This is a genomic window from Pelagimonas sp., assembly GCF_050633425.1.
Lineage (GTDB): Bacteria > Pseudomonadota > Alphaproteobacteria > Rhodobacterales > Rhodobacteraceae > Pelagimonas.
Genome location: NZ_JBOEGM010000014.1, coordinates 1 through 23,273 on the forward strand (window position 1 = coordinate 1; position 23,273 = coordinate 23,273).

Below are 23,273 nucleotides of genomic sequence, written 5' to 3' on the forward strand. Positions count from 1 at the left end.
CCCCCAGCCGGAACAGACCCCCATGTGTCATTTAGCTGCCAGATCAACGTGCCCATGCAATGCGGTTTGAGACTGCGCCAATAGCTCACCGCTGTTTGGATCGCCAAGCCCTGCTGCACCTGACTGAGATAGACAAAGTTGGGGAAATCCACCGGGAACCGAAAATAGCGAAACATGGTTTCGGCGATGCGGGCGTTACCACCGGCATTTTTCTGGTGGCTCTCCATCACAGGCGACGCAATGTTGTGGTCGGCAGTCGCGGCAAACCGTTTGATCACCGGCATCGACGGATAAGATTGAAACCCGAATTCAGAACAGAACCGCGGCTGCACATCGCGGTAATGCTCAAAGTCACGACCTTCGTGCCAAACGGACCAAAAATGCATATCGCCCGAGCTGTCATCATGCCACGCATCTCCAAAAGACAGCGGGCCCGGCGACGGCGATGACGGCCACCAATTGACGCCCGGATCCACCGCTTTCAACGCCTTTTCAATCGTCCGATTCAGCCGGTCATAAGCAACCAAATAGCGGTCACGATCCGCGATGCTTTCTTCATACCACGTCAGCGCTCCGATCATTTCATTGTCGCCACACCAAAGCGCCAAAGATGCCCGATGTTGCAAACGGCGGGCGTTATCAATGATTTCCGTCTCAACTTCGGCCAAAAACGCATCATCCGCCGGGTAGAGCGAACAGGCAAACATCGCGTCTTGCCACACCATCAGCCCAAGCTCATCGCAAAGATCGTAGAAGGTCTCGCTTTCATACCAACCGCCGCCCCAGACCCGGATCATATTCATGTTGGCCTGCACCGCCGAGGTCAGCAAATCGCGCAACATGTCGGGGTTTGTTTTACCGGGCAGCGCGTCTTCGGGAATCCAGTTGGCCCCCTTGGCAAACACATCGCGTCCATTGACCTGAAAGGTAAAACTGCGCCCGATGTCATCGGGTTCCGATATCAGACGCATGTCGCGCAGGCCAATTTTTCGCCTCGCAACCGCCGTGCCCACAGTCACAACCAGCTCGTGAAGCGGTTGCGCCCCCTGCCCTGCGGGCCACCACAGGTCCGGGTTCTCGATCTCAAAATCAAAAATGGCCCGATCCCCGATCATGCGCCCCGGTGTCTGCTCTCCGCACAACTCTGCCTGACAATCTGGCGCCTGCCCTTCAATCAGCGCCGTGATCTGCACGCGCACCAGACCATCATGATGGTCCTGATGCACCAAGACATCGGCGATGCGCACTTCGCTGAGCGGCTCAAGTGACAGCTCACCATAAAGCCCGCTCGGCATCAGGGCGGCGTTCTAATCCCAGCCAAAATCGCATTGCGGCTTGCGCAGCATATTGCCATTCGGAACCGGGAAATTCTTAGTGTACGGAACGAAAAACGGTTGCGCGTCTTGTGCGGCATTGGCCGCCTTGGTCGGTGATGCAAAGGTGATCGCAATGTCGTTTTGCCCTCGTTCCAGCACCTCTGACAGATCAACCCGATAACGGCGAAAGGCGTTTTGCGCCTCAAGAACCACGCGGCCATTCACCTCAATACGCGCCACACAATCCAGTTTGGACACCACCAAAACCTGCGCTGTGTCTTGTACCTCAAACTGACAGCGCACGGTCCAATCCCGGTCCGCGATCCAGCGCACGTCATACTCGTTTTGCCCCCAATACGGGTCCGGTATCAGGCCGCGATCCGCCATCGCACTCACAATATCGCCCGGTAAATCCATTTCAAATTGGAATTCCCCAAGATGGTCGGACACTGACCAACTGCCCAAAAGCGATAAGGGTGCATCCATCACACCGCCCCCCTCATCACCCCCTTTACCACCAAATACCGAAATCGATTTAGTTTCTTCGTAAATGGACACCGTAATTCCCCACCTTCACTGCTCTTTCGCAATCTGAGGCACCAAATGAGGGTTTGCAATGATTAGTTTACCGCTAACATGCCCCGCCACCGGGCGGGCCTTCGACGTCAGTTTGACGTTTTTGCCGATAACAAAGCCCGGTTGATCGCCACCAGTAAATCGCTGCGCCGCACAGGTTTGACCAACCGGATGTCCTCCCGGCGCAATCCATTGCCATGCACTTTGGCTTCATTGGCGTATCCCGACAAAAACACAATCGGCAGATCACTGCGTATTTTGCGCAATTCCTGTGCAAGCCCCGGCCCCTGCAATTGCCCCGGCATGACAATGTCAGTCAACAAAACATCGAATGCGCCGTCGTTCAGATATATCTCTTTTGCGTGATCGCCACTTTCCGCAAGCGTGACTTGGAACCCCGCCGCAGTGAGCGTCGCCTCAAGCAATTTGGCCACATCGGGGTTGTCTTCTGCGACCAAAATGCGGTGTCTGACCGTCAAAACCGGCTCGGGCTCAGGATCAGGGACGCTTTCGCCAAGATCATCATCCATCACTTTGAAAAACATATTGAACGTCGTGCCGACCCCAACTTCGGAATAGACCCGCAGCGTGCCTTTTGACTGTTTCAAAAACCCCTGCACCATCGAAAGCCCGAGCCCGGTTCCCAGTCCGTCGGCTTTGGTAGTGAAAAACGGGTCAAAAACCAGATTGAGCTTATCCTCAGGGATGCCATGCCCCGTGTCGCTGATGGAGAGAACCGTATAGCGCCCCGGCTCCAGATCCTCGTGCCGGTCCGAGATATAGTCTTGATCAACATGCATATTACAGGTTTCAATGGTGATCTTGCCACCGCTGGGCATGGCGTCTCTGGCATTGATCAACAGGTTCAAAACAGCACTTTGCGCCAGCGATTGATCCGCCTCCGCAATCCAGAGATCCTGCGCCAGTGAGGTGCGAATTTCGATATTCGCGGGCAAGGCTCTGAGCGACCAGTCTGTCATACTCGCGATCATGGTGTTTAGGTTCAGCGGCTTGGGGTCCAGCGGAGCTTTGCGCGCATAGCTCAGCATGTTTTTAGTCAGCTCTGCGCTGTTCAAGGCCGCTGAAATGCCCGCATTAATGGCCCGAAGCCGCGACGGATCGGTTTCGTCGTCGGTCAACAGTTCAAGATTGCCCAGAATGACGGCCAAATGATTGTTGATATCATGCGCCACACCACCAGCGAGCTTGCCAACCGCTTCAAGTTTTTGCGACTGCCTCAACACCGCCTCGCGGTGGATTTCATCCGTGACGTCTTGCGATGTGCCATAATGGCCAATGGCGCGGCCAGAAATCCCCATCTCAATTTCACCCTGAACCCGCACAAACCGAATGTCACCGCTTGCGTGAAAGATCCGGCTGGTAAATCCAAACGGTTCACCGGTTTTAATTGCCGCCTCAATCGTTTGATCGACCATCTCGATATCGTCATGGTGAATGCGGCTACGCAGCCAGGTGATCGACGCAGGCTTGTCACTTGGCTCAAGCCCGTGGATCACAAACATACCGTCCGACCAGCGAGACGATCCGGTTTCCAAATCAACATGCCAATTGCCGACCTTGGCCAAACGTTCCGCCATTCGAAACGTTCGTTTTGACCGTTCCAAACTGTCGGCATCCTGCAAAACGCTGACCATCTTATAGGGGGTGCCATCCTCCCTTCGAATGGCAAAACCCTTGGCCGCAAGGTATCGGTATTCGCCGCTTCCATGGCGACTTCTGAGTTTTATTTCATAGGGTTTGCCCTCTTCCAGATGGGCGCGCATGGCCTCTTGGGCGATGGGGCGATCATCTTCGTGCATAAAGTGCTCTCGCAGCTCTTGCACGCTCATGGGCCTGGTCGCATCGACCCCAAACAGACGCGCCAAGCCTTCGCTTAACTGCACCTGATTGCTGATCAAATCCAGAACGAGCACCCCGACGTTCGCCATCTTGAGGGCTTCGGGCAATATGTCAGGGTCGAGTTCGTGGAGGTCCGCAAACAACCTCTCGTCTGGTCGTGTCACTTTCCAAATCCCTAAGCTTTTCTTACCTCTGCCCGACCAGAGTAGCCAGTTTCCTGCATCTGGCAACTCACACATGGCATTTAGGCCAGCAACTCAGCCCTTTGCGCAAAAACTCCGCACCCCGGCTCTTGGGTTTCAAATGTCACCGTCTTCGCCCCGTCCGCCACCCGGCAAATGGTCCGTCAAATGGCTCAATAAACGATGATCTGAATCGTTGACATGAATTGTGATTCATGTTTCACATTTAGACAGGAGAGAGCGAATGGGAGGAACAACAATGACCAGGTTTTTGAAATCCGGGGTGGCGGTTTTGGCGCTGGCCCTTGCAACAGCGGCCAGTGCGGAAATTCGCGTTGCCCATGTCTATGGCAAGACTGGCCCGTTTGAGGCTTATGCCAAACAATCCCATGACGGGCTGATGATGGGGCTGGAATATGCCACCGGCGGCACCATGGAAATTGACGGCGAAAAAATCGTTGTGATCGAAAAAGACACCCAGCTTGACCCGGCCACGGGCCGCAGCTTGTTGGCCGAAGCCTATGGAGACGATGACGCCCATATCGCCGTTGGTCCGGTTAGCTCGGGTGTGGCGCTGGCCATGTTGCCCGTCGCCGAAGAATACGAACGTGTGTTGATCGTCGAACCTGCCGTCGCCGACAGCATCACAGGCTCGGCCTGGAACCGCTACATTTTCCGCACCGGTCGCAATTCGTCTCAGGATGCGATTTCCAACGCGGTTGCCCTGGGTGGCGACGGGGTGACGATTGCGACTCTGGCGCAGGATTACGCCTTTGGTCGTGATGGGGTCTCGGCGTTCAAAGAGGCGCTCGAAGCCACAGGGGCCAAAATCGCCCACGAAGAATATGTTCCCACCGACACCACCGATTTCACCGCTGCGGCCGAGCGGATTTTTAACGCCATGCAGGGGGAAGACGGCAACAAAAAGCTGTTCATCATCTGGGCCGGTGGCGGCAATCCGATGTCGAAAATCAACGCTATGGATCCGTCGCGCTTTGGGGTTGAGATCGCAACCGGCGGCAACATTCTGGCCGCATTGAAAGCCTACAAAGAGCTGCCCGGCCTCGAAGGGGCGACCTATTACTACTACGAAATCCCGCAAAACCCGGTGAATGAGTGGCTCGTCAAAGAGCATTTTGACCGTCACGGCACCCCGCCCGATTTCTTCACCGCTGGTGGTATGGCTGCAGGCATCGCCGTGGTTGAGGCAATCAAAAAAGCCGGTGGGGCCGATGACACTGACGCCCTGATCACCGCGATGGAAGGCATGGAGTGGGACACGCCCAAGGGCAAAATGGTCTTCCGCGCCGAAGATCACCAGGCCATGCAGCCGATGTATCATTTCCGCACTGAAATTCAGGACGGCAAAGATTACGGCGTCCCGGTTCTGGTCCGCGAAATCGGTCTGGATGAGATGAAGATCCCGCTGCGCAACCAATAATGCGCAGCGCGCAGAGGGGCTGTTCGTGACAACAGGCTCCTCTGCACCTAACCCCCTCTGATCTATAGGCGAAATGATGAACCAGGTGCTTCTGGAAACGGACGGATTGACCGTGCGGTTTGGCGGGCATGTCGCGGTGGATGCCGTGACATGTGCCTTTCACGCCGGTGAACTCACCGCGATTGTCGGCCCCAACGGCGCAGGCAAAACCACCTATTTCAACCTGATTTCCGGCCAGATTCCCGCCAGCTCGGGCCGGGTCGCGTTGATGGGTGATGACATCACCCGCCTGTCTGTCTCCGAGCGCTGCCAGCGTGGCCTCGGTCGGGCCTTTCAGCTCACCAACCTGTTTCCCGGCCTCTCCGTGCTGGAAAACGTCCGCCTCGCCATTCAGGCCCATCGCGGCGCGCGCGCCTCGCTGTTCAGCCTTGCCGACAGCCACCACGCCGTCACGGTCGAGGCCATGTCGGTGCTGGAACGCGTCCGCCTTGATACGCTCAAAACCCAAACCGTGTCCGAACTCAGCCACGGCAACCAGCGCAAGCTTGAGGTTGCCATGCTCATCGCGCTTGATCCCAAGGTGTATATGTTCGACGAACCCACCGCCGGGATGAGCGTTGACGAAGCCCCGGTTGTCCTTGATCTCATCGCCGAACTCAAAGCCGAGCGTGATCGCACCATCCTTTTGGTCGAACACAAGATGGACGTGATCCGCACCCTCGCGGACCGCATCATCGTTTTGCACAATGGCGCATTGGTCGCTGATGGCGATCCGGCGACGGTGATGGCCTCGGACGTTGTCCAAGATGCCTATATGGGCAAGGAGCTCGCCGATGTTTGATCACACAACCGCCCCAATCCTAACGCTTCAGGACGTCCACACAGACATCGCCCAATACCACATCTTGCATGGCGTCGATCTGAGTGTCGAACGCGGCGCGGTGACCATGCTTTTGGGCCGCAACGGCGTCGGCAAAACCACAACCCTGCGCACCATCATCGGCTTGTGGAAGGCGCGCCAAGGCACGATCACCTTTAACGCACAAGACATCACCCAGGCCCCGACCCCGGCCCGCGCCCGTGCTGGCATTGGGTTTGTGCCCGAAGACATGGGCATTTTCACCGATCTGACGGTCGAAGAGAACATGACCCTCGCCGCCGTCTCTGGCCCGCTTGATCCTGCGCGACGCGATTGGATTTTCACCGCCTTCCCACCGCTCAAAACCTTTTGGACCTCCGAGGCCGGGAACCTTTCTGGTGGTCAAAAACAGATGTTGTCCATCGCCCGCGCCATGGCCGAAGAGCGTCAACTTTATCTGATCGACGAACCCACCAAGGGCCTTGCCCCGGCCATTGTCTCCACCATGGCCGCCGCGCTCAAGGAGCTCAAAAATCAAGGGGCCAGTATATTGATGGTCGAACAGAATTTCGCCGTCGCCAAAGCCATCGGGGACTACGCCGCAGTCATGGAAGACGGACGCATCACCTGGTCTGGCACCATGCAAACCCTTGCCACTGACACCGCGCTCCAGGAACAACTGATGGGCCTCAGCATGGAGGCCGGCGCATGACCACCCTCGCCCCTGATCACAAACCGACCTTTGCGTCGATCCCCCTGACCGAACGTATCGCAACGGCCCTGCCCGTCCTGTTGGTGCCAATCCTTGTCGTGCTTGGATTCCTCGCCATCGGCAATCCCTCCAGCTGGCTCACACTTACCGTGTCGGGCCTTGCCATGGGCATGATGATCTTTGTCATGGCCTCGGGTCTGACGTTGGTCTTTGGCCTGATGGATGTGATCAACTTTGGCCATGGCGCGTTCATTTCCGTCGGGGCCTTTGTCGGCGTTTCGGTGCTCTTTGGCCTAAGCCATTGGGCCGGTGCGCCCTCTCTCGTCCTCAACCTCGCCGCCATCCTTTTGGCGGTTCTTGCAGCCATGGCCGTCACCGGCCTGCTCGGCTGGGCGTTTGAGAGGATCATCGTCAAACCGGTCTACGGTGCGCATCTCAAACAGATCCTTGTTACCGTTGGCGGCCTCATCGTCATCGAACAAATGATCCATGTGATTTGGGGGCCCGAGGAAATCTTTCTCACCCGCCCTGAAATGCTCAAAGGCTCAATCACCTTCTGGGGGGCCGCGCTCGAAAAATATCGCCTGTTGGCCGTCGCCATCGGCCTCATCTTGTTCATCGCCATGCGCTTGACGTTCCGCCGCACCAAAATTGGCCTGATCGTGCGCGCCGGGGTCGAAAACGGCGAAATGGTCGAGGCGCTCGGCTACCGTTTGCGCATCGTCTTTATCGGCGTCTTTGTCGCGGGCTCTGCGCTCGCCGGATTGGGCGGCACCATGTGGGGCCTCTACCAAGAGGTCATCACCGCCGGCATGGGCGAAGAAATGATGATCCTTGTCTTTATCGTCGTGATCATCGGCGGGCTTGGCTCGGTCGAAGGCGCGTTTATCGGGGCGCTCTTGGTCGGCCTGCTGCAAAACTACATCGCGTTTTTGGAACCGAAACTGGCGCTCATCTCCAATATCGGGCTGATGACCGCAATCCTGATGTGGCGGCCTCAGGGCATGATGCCCGTTGTCAAAGCGAAGTGAGGGCCAAGCCATGATCATGTCACTCATCTCCGGCGACGCCCCGCGCTCGCGTATCCTCACCCTTGTTGTTCTGGCGATCTTCCTTGGCCTCGCCCTTGCACCGTTTTTGTTCCCCGGCGTGCGATCGCTCGACACCGCGGCGCGCATTTCGGTCTTTATCGTCCTCGCCGCCAGTTACGACTTGTTGCTCGGCTACACAGGCGTTGTCAGCTTTGCTCACACGATGTTTTTTGGTATCGGTGCCTATGGTGTTGGCCTTGCGTCTTTGCATATGGGCCGTGGCTTTGGGGCGCTGATCGTTGGTGCGACCGGCGGCGCGATCCTTGCCGCCATCCTCGCCTTTGTCATCGCGCTGTTTTCACTGCGCGTGCGTGCCATTTTCTTTGCCATGATCACTCTGGCCGTAGCCTCGGCCGTCGCGGTTTTGGTCAGCCAAATGTCATGGCTCACCGGGGGCGAAGACGGGTTCACCTTCAAAATCCCCAAAGCGCTCGGCCCAGCCAACCGTATGGGCGAATTCGCGGGCACCAAAATCACCGGGAAACTGTTGAACTATTACCTGATCTTCATCTGCTCTGTTGCGCTCTTCCTCTTGATGTTGCGCGTGGTGAATTCGCCGTTTGGCCGCGTGCTCCAGGCCATCCGCGAGAATGACTTTCGCGCCGAAGCCATCGGCTATCGTGTGGTCTGGTATCGCACGGTTGCCACCTGCCTTTCCGCCGCCATCGCCGCGCTGGCGGGGTCACTTTTTGCGCTCTGGCTACGCTATGTCGGCCCCGACACCACGCTCAGCTTTGCCATCATGCTTGATCTGTTGTTGATGGTCGTCATCGGCGGCATGGGTACGATCTGGGGCGCGGCCATTGGCGCAACCCTGCTCGTCTTGGCGCAAACCTATCTCCAAGACCTCATGGGAAGCGCCGCCACCGCAACCGAATTCCTCCCCCTGCTCTCACGATTGCTTGACCCGGATCGGTGGCTCTTGTGGCTTGGAGTGTTGTTTATCCTATCGGTCTATTTCTTCCCCACCGGCATTGTTGGTCGGCTTCGGGGCGACAAATGACCAAGGTGATTTTCCTCCATGGCTGGACCATGCGCGGCGCGCTCTTTGACTTTGTTTCGGCAGAATTCGACGCCATTGCGCCCGATCTGCCCGGCCATGGTGCCAACATCGCCAAAAGCGGAACGCTGGAAAACTGCACCGAGCAGTTGCGCGATCTGCTGTGGAGCAACGGCCCCTCTCTTGTGGTTGGCTGGTCCATGGGTGCCGCCATCGCTTGGAACTACATCGCCCGGCACGGCACCCGGCAAATCAGCGGCCTTGTGACACTGGACATGAGCCCCAAACCCGTTGCCACACCGGATTGGCCGCATGGTTTGATCGGCCAGACACCCGTACGCCAGGCCGCCACAACTCTGGAAATCCATCACAACTGGCCCCAAGCGGCGGAAAAGATCGCCACAACCATGTTTGCCACCAAATCCGGGGCCCCCGGTTTCACACGCGATCAGGCGCTGGCGCAAATCCTGTCAAACGATCCGGCCGTTATGGCGGCCTATTGGGATGAGATGATGGCGCTCGATCTACGCGACACTATCGCCAAGATTGACGTGCCTTACCTCGTGGGGTTTGGTGCCAAAAGCAGGGTCTATTCCGCCCAAACGGCCCAATGGTTGGCGCAAACCGCCCCCAACGCCAAAACCCACACATTCCCCCATTCAGGCCATAGCCCGCATCTTGAAGAGCCGCAGGCGTTTGTTGACACGCTCAAGGATTTTGCCGCCGATCTTTAGCAAAAGATCACCCGGCCCCAGCACCGTGATCCACATCACCGCTTCTAACAGACATTCCCAAAGCGCTCACCCAAGACACCCCACCCAGGATTCAGGCCCGTTTCATACAGAAACACCATGTTGGCAAAACGGACTGACAGGTGAAAAATGTCAAAACACCCCTTTTCAAAAGTGAACCAATCGGTTTACAAACGTAAAAGTAAACAGTTTGGTTCACTTGCCACAAGGCGGACGCTTTTAATGAAACGTTTCTTTTTGACCCTCGCCCTGCTGATCGCCGGGGTCGTTGCCGCTTCCGAAATCTGGCCCACCAAAGCCGCGTCGGTTTTGCTGTCCACCCTGCATCTCGCCACCGGAATGGAGCCTAAACAGGTCGAAACCTCGCGCGGGCCGATCACCTACCTCGAAGGTGGGTCGGGTGAAACAGTGGTCTTCCTCCATGGTATTTTCGCGCGCAAAGAGCATTGGCTAGATATGACCCGCCAGCTTAACGGGTACCGCCTCATCCTACTGGATTTGCCCGGTTTTGGCGACAATCCCGTGCTGCCCGCCGCCGACTATGATTTCGCCCAGCAAACCGCCAATATCTATGAAACCCTGGACGCGCTTGGCATCGACAGCTTCCATCTTGTTGGCAATTCCATGGGCTCTCAGATCGCCACGATGATGGCCGCGCAACGCCCTGACAACATTCTCAGCCTGTCCTATATCGGTAGCCCGGTCGGGGTCACCACTCCGACCCCGTCCGACATGCAAACCGCAATCGCCAACGGCACCGCGCCGCTGGTGGTCACAACTCAGGCAGAATACGACGCCCGCATGGCATGGCTCTTTCCCAAAGAGCCGTTTCTACCGCGGCCCCTGGCCCGGACATGGGCCGCCCAGGAAATCGCCCGCGCCGATGCCAATCAGATGATCTGGGACAGTGTGAACAGCTCGGAAGTGACAGCAACCGACCAAATCGCACCCGAACTGACCATGCCATCGCTGGTGATCTGGTGTCGCGATGACCGGATTTTCCACCCTAATGGCGCAGAGCTGTTGGCCGCTGCTTTGCCCAACAGCACTTTGATTACCCCGGCCGGATGTGGGCATTTGCCCATGCTCGACCGCCCGGCGCAAACCGGCAAAGATCTACAAAGCTTCTTGCAAGCTCTCTGAATTGTCGCGGCATCCCTCGTCTGTCTCCTGAGGTTCCGCGATAGCAAGGCAGGTGGTCTACATGGCCCCTGCCTTGCATTATTTAGGCTCTATTCCCGCCCAACTCATCCAATGCCCGCGCACGGCCAGTATCAGCATATTTGACCAAAGACCGCCCTTCGGCGACCACAGTGCCATCTCCCAGCACCGCCTTGGCCCATAGATCAGCAATCTTTTTGTCCTCTCGCAATCGGGTGACTTCGACGCTGGCTGTCAAGGCCGCCCCAAGCGGCGCTTGCCCCACAAACCCAATCTCTTGCTTGAGGTAATTCGTCCCCGGCCCCGGCAATTTCACCCCGAGCAAATAGGAAAACAACGCCGCAATCAGCGGCTCTGGCACATAATCTCCGCGCGCCCCGGCAAGGCTCTCATAACCCGCCAAATCCTGCGCCGAAAACACCCGCTCCAACTCCGCCTTATCGCCCAGTTTCATAGCGCCACCTCTGCCTCGCCGACGAAGAGCTCGGCCTCGTCCATAATCCGCACCGCCCGCATCGCCACGGCACCCGGTATGTCGCCCGTCACCTCAAGCCGCACCTCTTCACCGGTGAAACAGGGGTTGGGAAACATCATCGCCTGACGCACCGATTGCGCACCGGGATGCTGCGCACAGATCAGCCCCCAAAGTTTGGAATAGATCAACATCCCATGGCTGACCGTCCGACCAAAGGCCGATCCGGCTGAAAACTCCGGGTCCACATGGATCGGGTTATCATCCCCGGAGACTTGGGCGAACAGGTCAAAATCCGCTTGGCTCGGGCACCAGATCGCAGCAAGTTCAACCACGGGTAAATCCTTCTCTCAACTCAGGTTTCCGAATTTTTCCGGCGGCGGTGCGGGGAAAATCTTCGACCGCAAACACATGCGCGGGCACTTTGTATCCCGCCAATCTCTCGCGGCACCACGCCCGCAGCCCCGACATATCAAGCGCCGCTCCCGGTTTGGGCAACACAAACGCCGCGCCGGTTTCGCCCCAGGTGTCATCAGGCACACCGATCACCGCGACTTCCAAAACCGCGTCATGTTGGACCAAGACCCGTTCAACCTCGGCCGGATAGACGTTTTCGCCGCCCGAGATGAACATATCTTTGATCCGGTCAACGATATAGACAAACCCATCCGCATCGCGCCGCCCGACATCGCCGGTTTTCAGCCAACCGTCTTCGGTAAACGTCGCCTTGGTCGCCTCTGGATTCTGGTAATACCCCGGCGTGATATTCGGCCCGCTCAACTCGATCTCGCCCGATCCTTCCGCCCCATCTGCGACACCGTCCAACCGGCATTGGGTAAGCATTTGCACCCGTCCGACTGATCCGATTTTGGCTTCCGCGTGGGCTTCATCCATCAAAAACACCGTCGGTCCGGTTTCGGTCATGCCAAAGCCGTTCAAAACCCGCGCGCCCCGGCGCGCAAAGAACCGGATCAACGGTTCTGACAGCGGCGCACCGCCACAGCCACAGCGGATTTTGGTCCAATCGACCTGATCAACCCCATCGGCAAGGCTTAGCGCCTGATAGACCGCCGGCACGCCAAAGAACTGCGTTACCTCGCCGGATTTCAACAGGCTCAGAACTTGGGTTTCGTCAAACTTCGGCAGCACCGTCGACACTCCGCCGTTCAAAAACACCGGTAGCGCATAAAGGTTGATCCCAGCGGTGTGAAACAGCGGTAAAAAGTTGATCGACGCATCGGCCCCGGTCAGCCCGATCGCCTGCCCGATATTCACCGCGTTGGCCCAGGCCATCCTGGCGGTTTGGATCACCGCCTTGGGCCGCCCGGTCGTGCCTGATGTGAACAGCAAATACCAAGGGCGCTCGGCCGGAATCTGCCCCGCTCCGCCTGCCCCTCCGGCCTCCATCCATTGCGCCGCATCGTCCAAATGCACAGCTTTTGCCGCAAATCGTTCGGCGACCGCGCGGGCGGGGGCTGCAAAAGTCTCATCATGCAAAACAACACCGGGTGGAAACGGCTCCAATGTCGCAACAAGTTCCGGCGCAGGTTGCCGCCAGTTCAGCGGACAAAGCAACATCCCGGCCTTTTGACAGGCGAACAGCGCCACAAAAAACGCCACCGAATTTGAACACAGGATCGCCACGCGATCCCCCGCCTTCAACCCCTGCGCAACCAACCCATCAGCCAGCCCATTGGCGGCCCGGTTCACGCGCTCAAAGCTCCAATCTTCACCGCTCTCAAAATCGCGAAATGCGGCTCTGTTTGGGCTCAACTCGGCCCGTTTCGCCGCCATATCCGGTATCAAATCAAACATCTGCATCCTCTCCTCATGGATGTAGAAAACGTTTCATTCCCTCTTTGGTTTCGGGCGCGTCGATCCTCTCCTCAAAGGCCGCCGTTTCCGCCCCAAGCCGTTCTTCTAATGCCGCTCGCCGCGCGTCATCCCAAATCAATCGCTTTGCGGCCATCCGCATTTGGATGCTGCCCTGCTCCAGCATGGCTTCCAGAGCCACCTCCGGCTCAGGGTCCACCGCTGCGCCCAATCCCAAGCGCACCAAGGCCTCGGCCCCAACCCGCCGGTCGTCCAACAGCCAATTTAGGCTCTGCGTAACCCCAATTCGCTCGGGAAGCAGAGCCGTCCACCCGCCATCCGGGGCAAATCCGACCTGTGCATAATAGGGCTGCACAAATGTGCTTGGGTGCATAACCGCCGTATCAGCCGCAAAGAAAAGCCCTGCCCCGCCGCCGGTCACCGCCCCGCGCGTTGCCACTCCAACAATCGCAGGCATAGAGACAAGCCGCAAAACGATCTCTTGCAATCTGGGGACAACCTGCCGCGCATATGCGCGCCCCTGCCCGGCCTCAACCGCCGCCGCAAACCGGGCCACATCCCCGCCAGAACAAAAATTGCGGCCGGCCGAAATCATCACGGTTTGCGGTGAAATAGTCTCAAATGCGTCCAATCCACGGCGCATGTCGTCCAGGAACTCTGGCTCAAGCGCATTGGCGCGTGGGGCGCTCAACTGCATCCGCGCGCCCCCTGCCCTATGCGTGATCTGCACCAAACCGGTCATCTCAGGGGGCCAATCCATTTCGGATCAAGTCAAACGCCTGGTTGGTCACCTCGTCCAAATCCTGCGGCTCGTCGGACAGCGCAAAGCGATCACCAAGGTTCTTGGCGATCCCCATCAGCGCCCAGGCCCGCACCTCCGCATCTCCATCCGTGATCTCACCCGCCTCAACCGCGCGCTCAAGTTGCTCACGATAAGCCGCGCCAAATTCGGTGAAATAGTCCTTATACGCCTCGGGGTCGACAAAGCGCGCCTCTTCAACAATGCGGTATAACGCCGGGCGTTCCGCCACAAATCCAAGGAACGCACGCAGCCCCAACCGCTCCGCTTCCAGCCGGTTTGGCGCGCTGGCAACCGCATCGCTCATCACCCGGCGCGTCAATGTTCCCATCTCGAGAACCAGCTCGCGAAACACCGCGTTTTTGCTTTCGAAATAGATGTAATACGTCCCCAAAGCGGTGTTCGCTTCGCGCGCCAGATCAGCGATGGTTGAGGCCGCAAAGCCCCGATCGCCAAATACCTTTTCCGCCGCCCGCAGGATCATCTCTCTGCGTGCCGCGCCTCGTTTTGTTTTGGGTGCCGTCATTGCCATAAAACATGAATACTCGTTCATATTTTATATTGCAAGCCCCTACAGCCCGTCAAACGCCCCCGGTTCAAGCTCTTCCCAGAACGCAAAAATCGCATCGGCGTTTAGGGCCGACATCCAGCCATGCGTTTCAAAGTCCAATCGCACGGCCGGGTCGCTCAGCCCATTTAGGAACAGCCGTCGATCCGCATCACGTTGCGTGGGCGAGCGCGCCGAAACAAGGTCTTGTACCTTTTTTAGCCGTGCCGCTCGGGCGCTTAACTGCGGCGAAACAGTCTCTAACTCGCCTCCAAACCCGTCCTTTAACGCAGCACTAAGATAGCGCGCCGGGCTTTTGACGCCGGGCTGGGCATCCACAAAAGCCACCTTTTGCGCCACAAAGTCTTCGCCATGCTGGCCGATCCATTGGCGGGCCAAACGGTCGCTCACCCCAAGGTCGCGCAGCCGTGCATAAACCACCCCGCCGCGCACGCCTTCGCCATCGTCGATATTCATCATCGCGAGCTGAGGATTGCGTTTGATCTTAAATCGAAGCCCGCTGACCGACCGGCCCATTTTGCGGATCTCAGGCGTCACGATTATATCCGACACCTTATTCACCTCGGCCACCGCAGGCTTGATCACCTTGGCATTCAGCTGTTTGTAGCTTTTATAATAATCCGACCCGTCCACGCCCATCAGGCGCCGAAACACCTCAAGCTCCCACCAACCGGTGCTGCCGGTATTCACAAACCGAAAACAGTTTTCATAGAGCGCCAAGGCGTGGCCGCCGGTAAACTGGCGCTGAATATTCAGGTTGATCAGCGCAAACACTTTGGGGTCGTGAAGCTTTTCAGCAAGCGCGGGTGAATAGGCATATTCACAGATTCCATCGCGCAGTTTTGCATAGCTCAACAGCGCCGAAACCCCCCATTCCTGTCGCCCCTTGTCATCCAGCATGTCCCATTCCGCCACCGTCTCGGCCAATCCGCGCAGCGCGGTTTTAAGCGTTTCGGTGTCGTTTGAGTTGTAACCGATCATCAAGCACAGCGTACGCGCGTCGATCCGGTGACTGCCCTGCGTGACCAGCGTGTCATAGGCATTCAACAGCAAAACATTGCTCAGTTTGCGTTGCAGCAGCGACAGCTTTCCAGACACATGGATGGCCGCCACGTTCTTCTTCACGCTATCGCGGCGCAAGGCACCGGTTAAGTTATCCTTGGGAATCGGGTCCATCTTTGGCTGCTCTTGTGTTTTTCGGCGATTATGGCCGTTAAGGAACCCGTCGGCAAGAAAGGATTAGGTTCCCAAACACAGGGCCTTTCGCTCCTGTATTTGGGTCCCCTTAGGGTGAAAGGAACCTGTTTACGGGATCGCCATGGGGCCTTTTGCCAAGAGAGCATGCGAGATTTCACAGCAACTTGTGCCGAAACAGGCTCTCCCGCGGGTTGGCACCCTCTTTCCTGCGAATCGGCCCCTTTGGCCCCGAAACCGGGTGCCGCTCGTCCCGTAGACTGGTCCCCTAACCCCTGTATACAGGCGCCCAAACACCTCTAACTCGCTGATGTAAGTTAAAATTTCGAAGTCAAAGATTCTAAAGTCCTAAAAGATTCTCAACCTTGCTGTTGGCATTTTTCTTTGGATTTTGTCATTCAAGACCATCTCAGCCCGGTTTTTCCACAAGCTGATTCCCTTTTGGCATCTCATGTGCGATAGTTCGTCGTATATAACGCAGAATTGCGAACATCATGAGGAACACATGAACTCCGCAGGCAAAACCCCTCCCCCGCCGTATTTCAATATTGATCCCAAAGCCGCAGCCGAGAAGCTGTCTGATCCTATCACCACAACACGATTCGCCAAGGCCGCAGCCTTTGCCGCCAAGGGTCGGGATGATCTGGCCAAGCGTGGATACATGCCCGACGGGCAAAAGCGTCTGCGCCGGTTTTCAACCTGGGAGGTTTGTCGCTATTTGATTCCTGTCGCTCCGGCGCATTTTCGACGTGTGCTGAAATCGAATCCTGACTTGCCGCAGGGCACGGGGGAAAGTGGCTCGAAATGGTTTAGCCTTGATGATGTTTTGAGGCTGCGCGATCACTTTGCCGAGGAAGGTGTGAGCACCCGCGAATATCGCCCCTATCGCCCCGAAAATGCTGCGGCCAAAACCGTGGCTGTGGCGAATTTCAAGGGCGGTGTGGGCAAGACTTCGACCTGTGCACATTTGGCTATGTCCGCCGCACTGGATGGTTACAAAGTGTTGGTCATTGACCTCGATAGTCAGGGCTCGATGACGTCAATTATGGGCGGTGACGTTAACGATGAATGGCAAACGGCCTTCCCGCTTTTGGCCAAGCATTTCGCGACTCATTTGCAGGCCGAAAACCAAGTTCGGGAGGCGGCCGGTCAACCGCCCCTGCCCTTTGACGAGACCCTGACCGAGGCGTTGAATTTCGATGCGAAACAGGTCATCCAATCAACCCATTGGCCCAATATTGATTTGATCGGCGCGCAGCTCAATCTCTACTGGGCTGAGTTTCAGGTGCCGGTTTGGCGCATGCAGTCGCGCGGGTGGCCCTTGTGGGATGCGTTGAACGGCTTCCTCGAATCCGAGGGGCTCTTGGATGAATATGACATCATCTTTCTCGATACGCCGCCAGCCTTGGGTTACCTGACCATCAACGCGCTGTCGGCGGCGGATATTTTGCTGGTTCCGCTTGGTGCGTCGTTCCTGGAATTTGATAGTACGGGTCGATTTTTCGACATGCTATATTCGACTTTTGCATCGATTGAAGAAGGCGAGAACGCCATGCGTCGCCGGGAAGGATTGGACGAAGTGCGGTTCGAATGGGATGCGGTGCGGGCCTTGATCACCCGGTTTGATGCTGGCCAGCAGGCCGACTTGGCGAATGTGATCCAAGCCTATTTCGGGGATTTTATGACCACCTACCGACAGGATTTTACCGCGATGGTGGGGCAAGCCGGAGAGCAGGTTTCGGGCATTTACGAAGCGGACTATCGCGAATTCAATCGAGACACCTACGTGCGTGGCCGGGAAGCTTTCGACCGGACTTGGGCCGAGGTGAAGGAGCTGATTTTGGGGGCGTGGTGGCGTGACGTGAACATGCCGGATACGCACGAGGCTGATACGCCGGGGCCAGATTCGCCGGGGCCAGATAAGCAGCGGATGGAGGAATAAGACATGGCAAGGCGACGTAAATTAACAGCACCCTCCAGCGCGGATTTGAACCGTATCGAGGAGGAGTTTCGCCGCGAAACCTCGGGGGCATCACCCATGGCTCCGATCGCGCAGGTCGCGGCAGAGGCGGCGCAGTCTGTACCGGTAACCGACCCCGATGTCAGGGCCGAAAACGCCCGCAATGCGTCGATTGCCAAAGAGATGCAAAAGAGCGAAGCCGCAGGCCTGTTGATCCGCGAAATACCCTTGGAGGAGATCAACCCCGAAGACATGGTGCGTGACCGCGCGCAGCTGGCCGAAGCCGATATGATGGAGCTCAGAACCTCCATCGCCGCGAGCGGTTTGCGGCTCCCGATTGAGCTTTATGAGCTTGATAAGCCGGACGGGAATGTTCGGTACGGCATTCTGTCTGGGTATCGGCGTTTTAAGGCTGTGCAGGCGCTTTTGGCGCTGACCACTGCAAGCAAATACAGCACGATCAAAGCCCTGATCCGTCAACCCGGTTCGGTGCCAGATGCGTTTGCTGCCATGGTTGAGGAAAACGAAATTCGGGCGGGATTGAGCCCGTTTGAACGGGGGCGCATTTCTTCGATTGCGGTGCAAATGGGCGTCTTTGCCAGCACCGAAGAATCGGTGAACAAAATGTTCAGCGCAGCCTCAAAAGCCAAGCGCTCAAAGATCCGCAGCTTTGCCCTGATCTTTGAAGAGCTCGGTGATCTGCTGGCCTTCCCTGAGGCGCTCTCGGAGAAGCAGGGGTTGCGGGTGGCAGCGGCTCTGCGGGGCGGGGCTGAGACAGCCTTGCGCGAGGCGTTGGGTGGCTCATTGATCGACAGTGCCAGTGCGGAATGGGCGGTTCTTGAGCCTGAAGTGGCGAAGTTTGAAGACAATGCGAGAGACGATCGCAAAGGTGGGCGCCCGACCAAAAAGGCCCGGATCAAGGGGCAGGGGGCAGAGGTTAAGACCTCGACGGGTTACGTCATCAAACGCGAAGAAGACAGCCGCGGGTATGTTATCCGTATTGGCGGTCGCGCGGTCGACAACGAGATGATGGACGTGTTGGTTTTGGAATTGCAGCGGCTCCTTGAGCGGCCGTGAGGCCACTGGTTTCGCCGCGAAACCTAAAGGCAAAATCTTAAGAGCCTGACCGGGCGTGCGAACGATGCGTTATGATGGTGGTGACCTGTCAAGGATAGGGGCGCTGGACCCCTGTCGATCTAAGGGTGAGGGCATCTGATTGGCCACGCTAATGGTACGAAACTTCAAAGCGCCTGACGAGTAGGACCTTCTGAAAACTTCTGAAACGGTGTGGATCTGGCGGGCTGAAGTGAGGGCGTCGATACCCAACTCTTTCCGGCGGCTCAGGCGCGCGAAGCAAAGAAGCATATTCGGCAACAAACACAAGAATCGTCTGTCATCATAAACGTCTGGCATTCCACCAGTCATCCTGCCAGACATGACAGGCTGATTTTGGAATTGAAATTCGTTACCGTTACGTTAACATGAATCGGGTCCGTGTAGTTGCAACTAAAAATTGCGTCATGCGGGTTGGTCTAAAGAAACGCTGCGCCATTTAGGGAGACCCTTATGCGTTTGGTCTATGCGATTGTTGTCCTGTTCTGTGGTGTTCTCAGCGCTGCGGCCTCGGACACCGTTGATCCGGTGCAACAGCACAACTCTAACGCGGTCTGGTTTGAAAACTGGATTGGCCTATCGAGTGCGACGCTTGTTGTATCCGCACCCAATGGCAAGACTGTCTCAGTTTACGCAGCGAATGGAACACCGGTTTATGAGCTGGAACGGGGGGCCGCGCTTGATGGTGTTTACCGATATGAGCTGAATGCTGCGACCGAAGAGGTTGAAGATATTGCGAATCCGATTGATAACGGCCGTGAGCAAGTTGCCACATCACAAACAAAATCGTTCTTCATGTCGGGATCATTTGTTGTGTCACGTGGAGTAATCATTACCCCAGAAGACATAAAAGAAGAGTAAGCTGGTGCGATCCAGTTGCTGTACACCCCCCCCATTAACAAGGGATAGAGATTTAACATGACACGAACATTTGATCGATCTTTGGCCGCAGGCATTGCCGCGCTTGGCCTTACAGCTGGGATAGCGCAGGCTGACCAGGTGTTTGTTGACGACGTGATCGCCACAGGCAGTCTTTGCGTAGGCCAAGATTGCGTAAACGGTGAAAGCTTTGGCTTTGACACGATCCGCCTGAAAGAAAACAACCTGCGGATCAAATTCCAAGATACGTCGAACTCGGCGAGCTTTCCGACAAATGACTGGCAGTTGACGGCCAACGATTCGTCCAATGGCGGCGCCAACAAATTCTCGATTGACGATATCGACGGCGGTCGTACCCCGTTCACAATCGAAGCGTCTGCGCCATCGCATTCTCTTTATGTCGACGATGGTGGCCGGATTGGTTTGGGCACCTCAACTCCGATTGTTGACCTGCAAGTCGTGTCCGGCAACTCGCCGACCCTGCGTCTTGAGCAAAACGGCAGCAGCGGCTTTACGGCCCAAACATGGGACTTGGCCGGGAACGAAGCGAACTTCTTCGTTCGTGATGTTACAAACGGTAGCGCATTGCCGTTCCGTATCTTCCCCGACGCGCCGCAAAACGCTTTGACGATTTTGGGATCGTCGGGTGACATTGGTATTGGGACGGCGACGCCAGATAGTCCGCTTCACCTAAGTCGTTCAGGTGCTGTAAACGCCCGCTTTGAAGACACCGCTCTGGGTGTGGAGTGGGAAAGCGGTCTTGCTGGAAACGACACGTTCAAAATCAGCGCTGTAGGAACCTCAGGGGTTCAGTTCCGCTTCACCCGCGAAGGTGGCATGGTCATGCAGCCACAGGCGGCAGCACCCACTGTATCGGTTGGTGACGGCATGCTTTACTATGATAACTCAGGCGCTCTTTGTGCCCGCGTGCAAGGTGCATGGGTTGTTCTATCTGGCACAGGAAGCTGCGTCTAAACGCGCCTGATAACTTGGCGAATTCAAGGCACCCCGCGATTTGGTTCGTGGGGTGCTTTTACTTTGGGCAGAACGCCGACCCGGATCGGTATTGCGTGACCCAGTCGTCATTGATCGTCGTTGCTTGTTTCTTTGGGGCAGAGGCCAGGTCAACAGCCGCAGGAGGAACCGGAACGTCCAAGGCTTTGCAGATCGAAGCTGTGACGGACTGGGGGTCTTGGGTAAGGTCCTCGTAGCTCACCCGGATAGGGCGCGCTTGGACACTGGAAAAGAAGGCATCCCATGCCTGATCCTCGGTTTCCAATTCCTCAATGGTTTTTGCTATCGCGGCACGATCAAAAACGGGCACTTGGCTTGGTTTTTGCCAACTGATCCAGGCGCCGGTTTGTTTGGCGATTTCCATGGATACGGCCTGTGCCACCCGATCAGTTCGATCCAACCGGATGTAGGATTGCACGTCGAGCCAACGCAAAAGCGGCTCACGGCGGGCAACGGTCGAAAACTGCGACCAGTGGGCTTTGATGCCAAACCATCCCGACGCAGAGCTGCGCCGCGCCATCAGGGCCCTTAAAGTGCCGCGCAGGTTTGATTGATTCAAGTCTTTCTGCCAACGCATCCGGTGTTTGGGATGTAAGTATTCCAACGGGCTGCCGAGTTGCCCGGTGTGAAACAGCAGATTGGCCAGAAAATGGCTGCCTGACCGCCCGGATGAGGCGATGACATAGGTTTTGGGTTTTCCGACAAAGGGTGGCTGATCATACTCAGCGCCAAATTGATCCCAACGGGGCCCACCCTGATCAGACATGACCACGTGCCTTTAGGTCTGTGTACAAAAGCTCGGGGGCGAGGCTGCAAACTTCGGGCAGGGCAGGGCAAGTCGCCAGGGCCAAATTGCTTGCAAAGTCAGACTCTTGGTTCCAGATCGGAATGTTTCGCGCTTTTACCTTCATAAAGGCGTAATAGTCGCGAAATTTAAAGCCTTCACCGACGACGCGGTTGCTTAGGTTGATCCAGATTGCAGGGATACCATAGGCATGCGCAAAGATAAGACCATGCAAAGACGATGAGATGATCAGCCGGCATTGCACCAAGGCATCAAGATACGGTGTCAGGTCCTGTTGCGCGGTTATGACTGCGCCGCCACGCTGGCGAACGTCGTCACAGAAAGGTTCGTCTTCATCGACGTAATGGGGGATCAGCCCAAAATCATATTTTTGACTTACCGACGGGTTGTAATACTTGGCCATCGACAAGGCCCCGTCGCCGATCATGCGCACGCCAGTATAGCCAAGACCTTCCAAGCGGACTTTGGTCAACGGCCCGCGCACCCCCAGAATTTTGAGCGGCTTGGCGCGCGGCTGAAGGGTGGGTTTCATGATGCCGGTGCCCCAAACGACGCTGTTTTCATCCGCATGCATAAGGGTGGAGCCTACACACATATAATGCTGAACAGACGAGGCTGCGTTCAGGGTTATTGGGGTCACTTCGCGACCACTAATTTTGCTGAGGAGAAAGGGGCTGGCCAAGTCCCCTGCGTTAATGTCGCCCGAGAAGTACTTGATATAGAGAGGCTCTTTCACCTTGCGTTACCCCGATTTAGACGCGTGGGCGATTTGCGCCATATGGGTCTTGACGAGGTCACGATAGGCCTTGGCCTGTTGCACTTGACCCTGCGCCTCAAGATAGGCGGCGTGGTTGTCTTTTGGGTGAATGAGCGATGAAAATCTGCCATCTGACCACGACAGTTCAGAGGCAAGCGGCGGAAAGACCGTCACGGCTTCGCCGGGCAGGGGGGCATCGCGGTGCAAAAACACGTCGGCAGTGTGGTTCACCCGCTCAAATCGATCCAACAGGGCTTGCGCAAAGGCCGATGTCAAACCGTGGGCAGGATTAGACATCTTGAGCACGTCTTCGATACGGCAATCAGTGTCTTCGTGATCTTTGTTCAGGGCCCAACCCATTCGAAGCAGCCGGGGTTGATCAGCAGCAAAGCCCAATTCGCCAGTGGCGTTTTTCTTGGCGAGAAACCTAAGAACTTTGGGCCACCAAGGGTGAATTATCACATCATCCTCGAGCACCAGCGCCCGCTGAGGCGTTGTGGCGATTTTCTTCCAAAGATTCAGGTAGCTGGCGAAGACAGCGATCTGGGGCGGGATCAGCTGATTGTTGCAATCATCGCGCCCGCAAGACAGCTTGCCACAGCGAAAGCACGGCGGAAACTGATGTACCAAATTGGCGGATACAATGCGGTCCACATCCGGGTGATCCGGGCCACAAGCGTCATGAAATGAAAACTGGGTGATTCCGACAGATGCAAGATGTTCGGCCACATATTCCCGACGATCAAGCGAGGTTGGAAGGCTGACAACATAAATGGTATCGAAAAAGCGCCAAAGATCCGAGTATGATGTCTGCAACGGTCATTTCCTTGGTGGTTCGAAAAACGGATACCATGATATTGTTGAACTTCCAATTCCCGCACGCACTTATTGCAGGCTTGAAAATCCTTGCTCTCGGGGTGCAGGATTTC

22 protein-coding genes and 1 pseudogene are annotated in these 23,273 nt (G+C 56.8%); 11 read left to right on the top strand and 12 right to left on the bottom strand.

Features of this window, described 5'->3' with window-relative positions:
* The 3 genes and pseudogenes from ACRBB0_RS12765 to ACRBB0_RS12775 form a co-directional block, all read right to left on the bottom strand.
* A pseudogene (locus ACRBB0_RS12765) lies at positions 1 to 1,295 on the bottom strand (glycoside hydrolase family 2 protein); the annotation flags it as partial.
* A 12-nt stretch (positions 1,296 to 1,307) separates the two neighbouring features.
* Complete coding sequence (locus tag ACRBB0_RS12770; RefSeq protein WP_431374821.1) at positions 1,308 to 1,874, bottom strand: glycosyl hydrolase 2 galactose-binding domain-containing protein; 567 nt, start codon at positions 1,872 to 1,874, stop codon at positions 1,308 to 1,310.
* A 107-nt stretch (positions 1,875 to 1,981) separates the two neighbouring features.
* The gene (locus ACRBB0_RS12775) at positions 1,982 to 3,916 is read right to left on the bottom strand and encodes a PAS domain-containing protein (RefSeq protein ID WP_431374822.1); all 1,935 of its coding nucleotides are present in this window, start codon (positions 3,914 to 3,916) and stop codon (positions 1,982 to 1,984) included.
* Between the two features lie 277 nt (positions 3,917 to 4,193).
* Between ACRBB0_RS12775 and ACRBB0_RS12780 the strand changes: the two genes are divergently transcribed.
* From ACRBB0_RS12780 to ACRBB0_RS12810, 7 genes are all read left to right on the top strand, one after another.
* On the top strand, positions 4,194 to 5,375 hold the full coding sequence (locus tag ACRBB0_RS12780) for a substrate-binding domain-containing protein (protein ID WP_431374823.1): 1,182 nt from the start codon (positions 4,194 to 4,196) through the stop codon (positions 5,373 to 5,375).
* Between the two features lie 76 nt (positions 5,376 to 5,451).
* The gene (locus ACRBB0_RS12785) at positions 5,452 to 6,216 is read left to right on the top strand and encodes an ABC transporter ATP-binding protein (RefSeq protein ID WP_431374824.1); all 765 of its coding nucleotides are present in this window, start codon (positions 5,452 to 5,454) and stop codon (positions 6,214 to 6,216) included.
* Positions 6,209 to 6,946: an ABC transporter ATP-binding protein gene (locus tag ACRBB0_RS12790; RefSeq protein WP_431374825.1), complete on the top strand. Its 738-nt coding sequence runs from the start codon at positions 6,209 to 6,211 to the stop codon at positions 6,944 to 6,946. Before ACRBB0_RS12785 ends, ACRBB0_RS12790 begins: the two co-directional genes overlap by 8 nt.
* Positions 6,943 to 7,977 (top strand): branched-chain amino acid ABC transporter permease, encoded by a 1,035-nt coding sequence (locus ACRBB0_RS12795; protein ID WP_431374826.1) that lies wholly within the window; start codon positions 6,943 to 6,945, stop codon positions 7,975 to 7,977. Before ACRBB0_RS12790 ends, ACRBB0_RS12795 begins: the two co-directional genes overlap by 4 nt.
* Positions 7,978 to 7,987: 10 nt before the next feature.
* Positions 7,988 to 9,040, top strand: coding sequence for a branched-chain amino acid ABC transporter permease (locus tag ACRBB0_RS12800; RefSeq protein WP_431374827.1), 1,053 nt, complete (start codon positions 7,988 to 7,990; stop codon positions 9,038 to 9,040).
* Positions 9,037 to 9,771, top strand: a complete 735-nt coding sequence (locus ACRBB0_RS12805) for an alpha/beta fold hydrolase (RefSeq protein WP_431374828.1) — start codon at positions 9,037 to 9,039, stop codon at positions 9,769 to 9,771. Before ACRBB0_RS12800 ends, ACRBB0_RS12805 begins: the two co-directional genes overlap by 4 nt.
* A 240-nt stretch (positions 9,772 to 10,011) precedes the next feature.
* Positions 10,012 to 10,932: an alpha/beta fold hydrolase gene (locus ACRBB0_RS12810; protein WP_431374829.1), complete on the top strand. Its 921-nt coding sequence runs from the start codon at positions 10,012 to 10,014 to the stop codon at positions 10,930 to 10,932.
* A gap of 82 nt (positions 10,933 to 11,014) precedes the next feature.
* Here ACRBB0_RS12810 and ACRBB0_RS12815 read toward each other — a convergent pair whose 3' ends face one another.
* Genes ACRBB0_RS12815 through ACRBB0_RS12840 form a run of 6 tightly spaced genes read right to left on the bottom strand, consistent with a single transcriptional unit; the run spans position 11,015 to position 15,798 of the window.
* Positions 11,015 to 11,404, bottom strand: a complete 390-nt coding sequence (locus ACRBB0_RS12815; RefSeq protein WP_431374830.1) for a phosphate acetyltransferase — start codon at positions 11,402 to 11,404, stop codon at positions 11,015 to 11,017.
* The gene (locus tag ACRBB0_RS12820) at positions 11,401 to 11,757 is read right to left on the bottom strand and encodes a MaoC/PaaZ C-terminal domain-containing protein (RefSeq protein ID WP_431374831.1); all 357 of its coding nucleotides are present in this window, start codon (positions 11,755 to 11,757) and stop codon (positions 11,401 to 11,403) included. The genes ACRBB0_RS12815 and ACRBB0_RS12820 overlap by 4 nt, the downstream gene beginning before the upstream one ends.
* Entirely contained in the window at positions 11,750 to 13,237 is a 1,488-nt protein-coding gene (locus tag ACRBB0_RS12825) for an AMP-binding protein (protein WP_431374832.1), read from the bottom strand. Before ACRBB0_RS12825 ends, ACRBB0_RS12820 begins: the two co-directional genes overlap by 8 nt.
* A gap of 13 nt (positions 13,238 to 13,250) precedes the next feature.
* Positions 13,251 to 14,015 carry an enoyl-CoA hydratase/isomerase family protein gene (locus ACRBB0_RS12830; RefSeq protein WP_431374833.1) on the bottom strand — a complete coding sequence of 255 codons (765 nt, stop codon included), beginning with the start codon at positions 14,013 to 14,015 and terminating at the stop codon, positions 13,251 to 13,253.
* Entirely contained in the window at positions 13,999 to 14,580 is a 582-nt protein-coding gene (locus ACRBB0_RS12835; protein WP_431374834.1) for a TetR/AcrR family transcriptional regulator, read from the bottom strand. Before ACRBB0_RS12835 ends, ACRBB0_RS12830 begins: the two co-directional genes overlap by 17 nt.
* Positions 14,581 to 14,625: 45 nt before the next feature.
* A complete protein-coding gene (locus ACRBB0_RS12840) occupies positions 14,626 to 15,798 on the bottom strand; it encodes a replication initiation protein (protein WP_431374835.1) in 1,173 nt (390 codons plus the stop codon).
* Between the two features lie 523 nt (positions 15,799 to 16,321).
* Here ACRBB0_RS12840 and ACRBB0_RS12845 point away from each other — a divergent pair.
* The 4 genes from ACRBB0_RS12845 to ACRBB0_RS12860 all read left to right on the top strand — a co-directional run bounded on the left by ACRBB0_RS12845 (position 16,322) and on the right by ACRBB0_RS12860 (position 20,743).
* Positions 16,322 to 17,758 carry an AAA family ATPase gene (locus tag ACRBB0_RS12845; protein ID WP_431374836.1) on the top strand — a complete coding sequence of 479 codons (1,437 nt, stop codon included), beginning with the start codon at positions 16,322 to 16,324 and terminating at the stop codon, positions 17,756 to 17,758.
* Between the two features lie 3 nt (positions 17,759 to 17,761).
* Positions 17,762 to 18,853 carry a ParB/RepB/Spo0J family partition protein gene (locus ACRBB0_RS12850; protein ID WP_431374837.1) on the top strand — a complete coding sequence of 364 codons (1,092 nt, stop codon included), beginning with the start codon at positions 17,762 to 17,764 and terminating at the stop codon, positions 18,851 to 18,853.
* Positions 18,854 to 19,342: 489 nt separating this feature from the next.
* Entirely contained in the window at positions 19,343 to 19,750 is a 408-nt protein-coding gene (locus ACRBB0_RS12855) for a hypothetical protein (RefSeq protein WP_431374838.1), read from the top strand.
* 57 nt (positions 19,751 to 19,807) lie between these two features.
* Entirely contained in the window at positions 19,808 to 20,743 is a 936-nt protein-coding gene (locus ACRBB0_RS12860; RefSeq protein ID WP_431374839.1) for a hypothetical protein, read from the top strand.
* Positions 20,744 to 20,801: 58 nt separating this feature from the next.
* Here the strand turns inward: ACRBB0_RS12860 and ACRBB0_RS12865 are convergent, their stop codons facing one another.
* The 3 genes from ACRBB0_RS12865 to ACRBB0_RS12875 form a co-directional block, all read right to left on the bottom strand.
* On the bottom strand, positions 20,802 to 21,548 hold the full coding sequence (locus tag ACRBB0_RS12865) for a Stf0 family sulfotransferase (RefSeq protein ID WP_431374840.1): 747 nt from the start codon (positions 21,546 to 21,548) through the stop codon (positions 20,802 to 20,804).
* Positions 21,541 to 22,182, bottom strand: coding sequence for a polysaccharide pyruvyl transferase family protein (locus tag ACRBB0_RS12870; protein ID WP_431374880.1), 642 nt, complete (start codon positions 22,180 to 22,182; stop codon positions 21,541 to 21,543). Before ACRBB0_RS12870 ends, ACRBB0_RS12865 begins: the two co-directional genes overlap by 8 nt.
* Positions 22,183 to 22,329: 147 nt before the next feature.
* Positions 22,330 to 23,160: a glycosyltransferase family 25 protein gene (locus ACRBB0_RS12875; RefSeq protein ID WP_431374841.1), complete on the bottom strand. Its 831-nt coding sequence runs from the start codon at positions 23,158 to 23,160 to the stop codon at positions 22,330 to 22,332.
* Positions 23,161 to 23,273 lie beyond the last annotated feature (113 nt).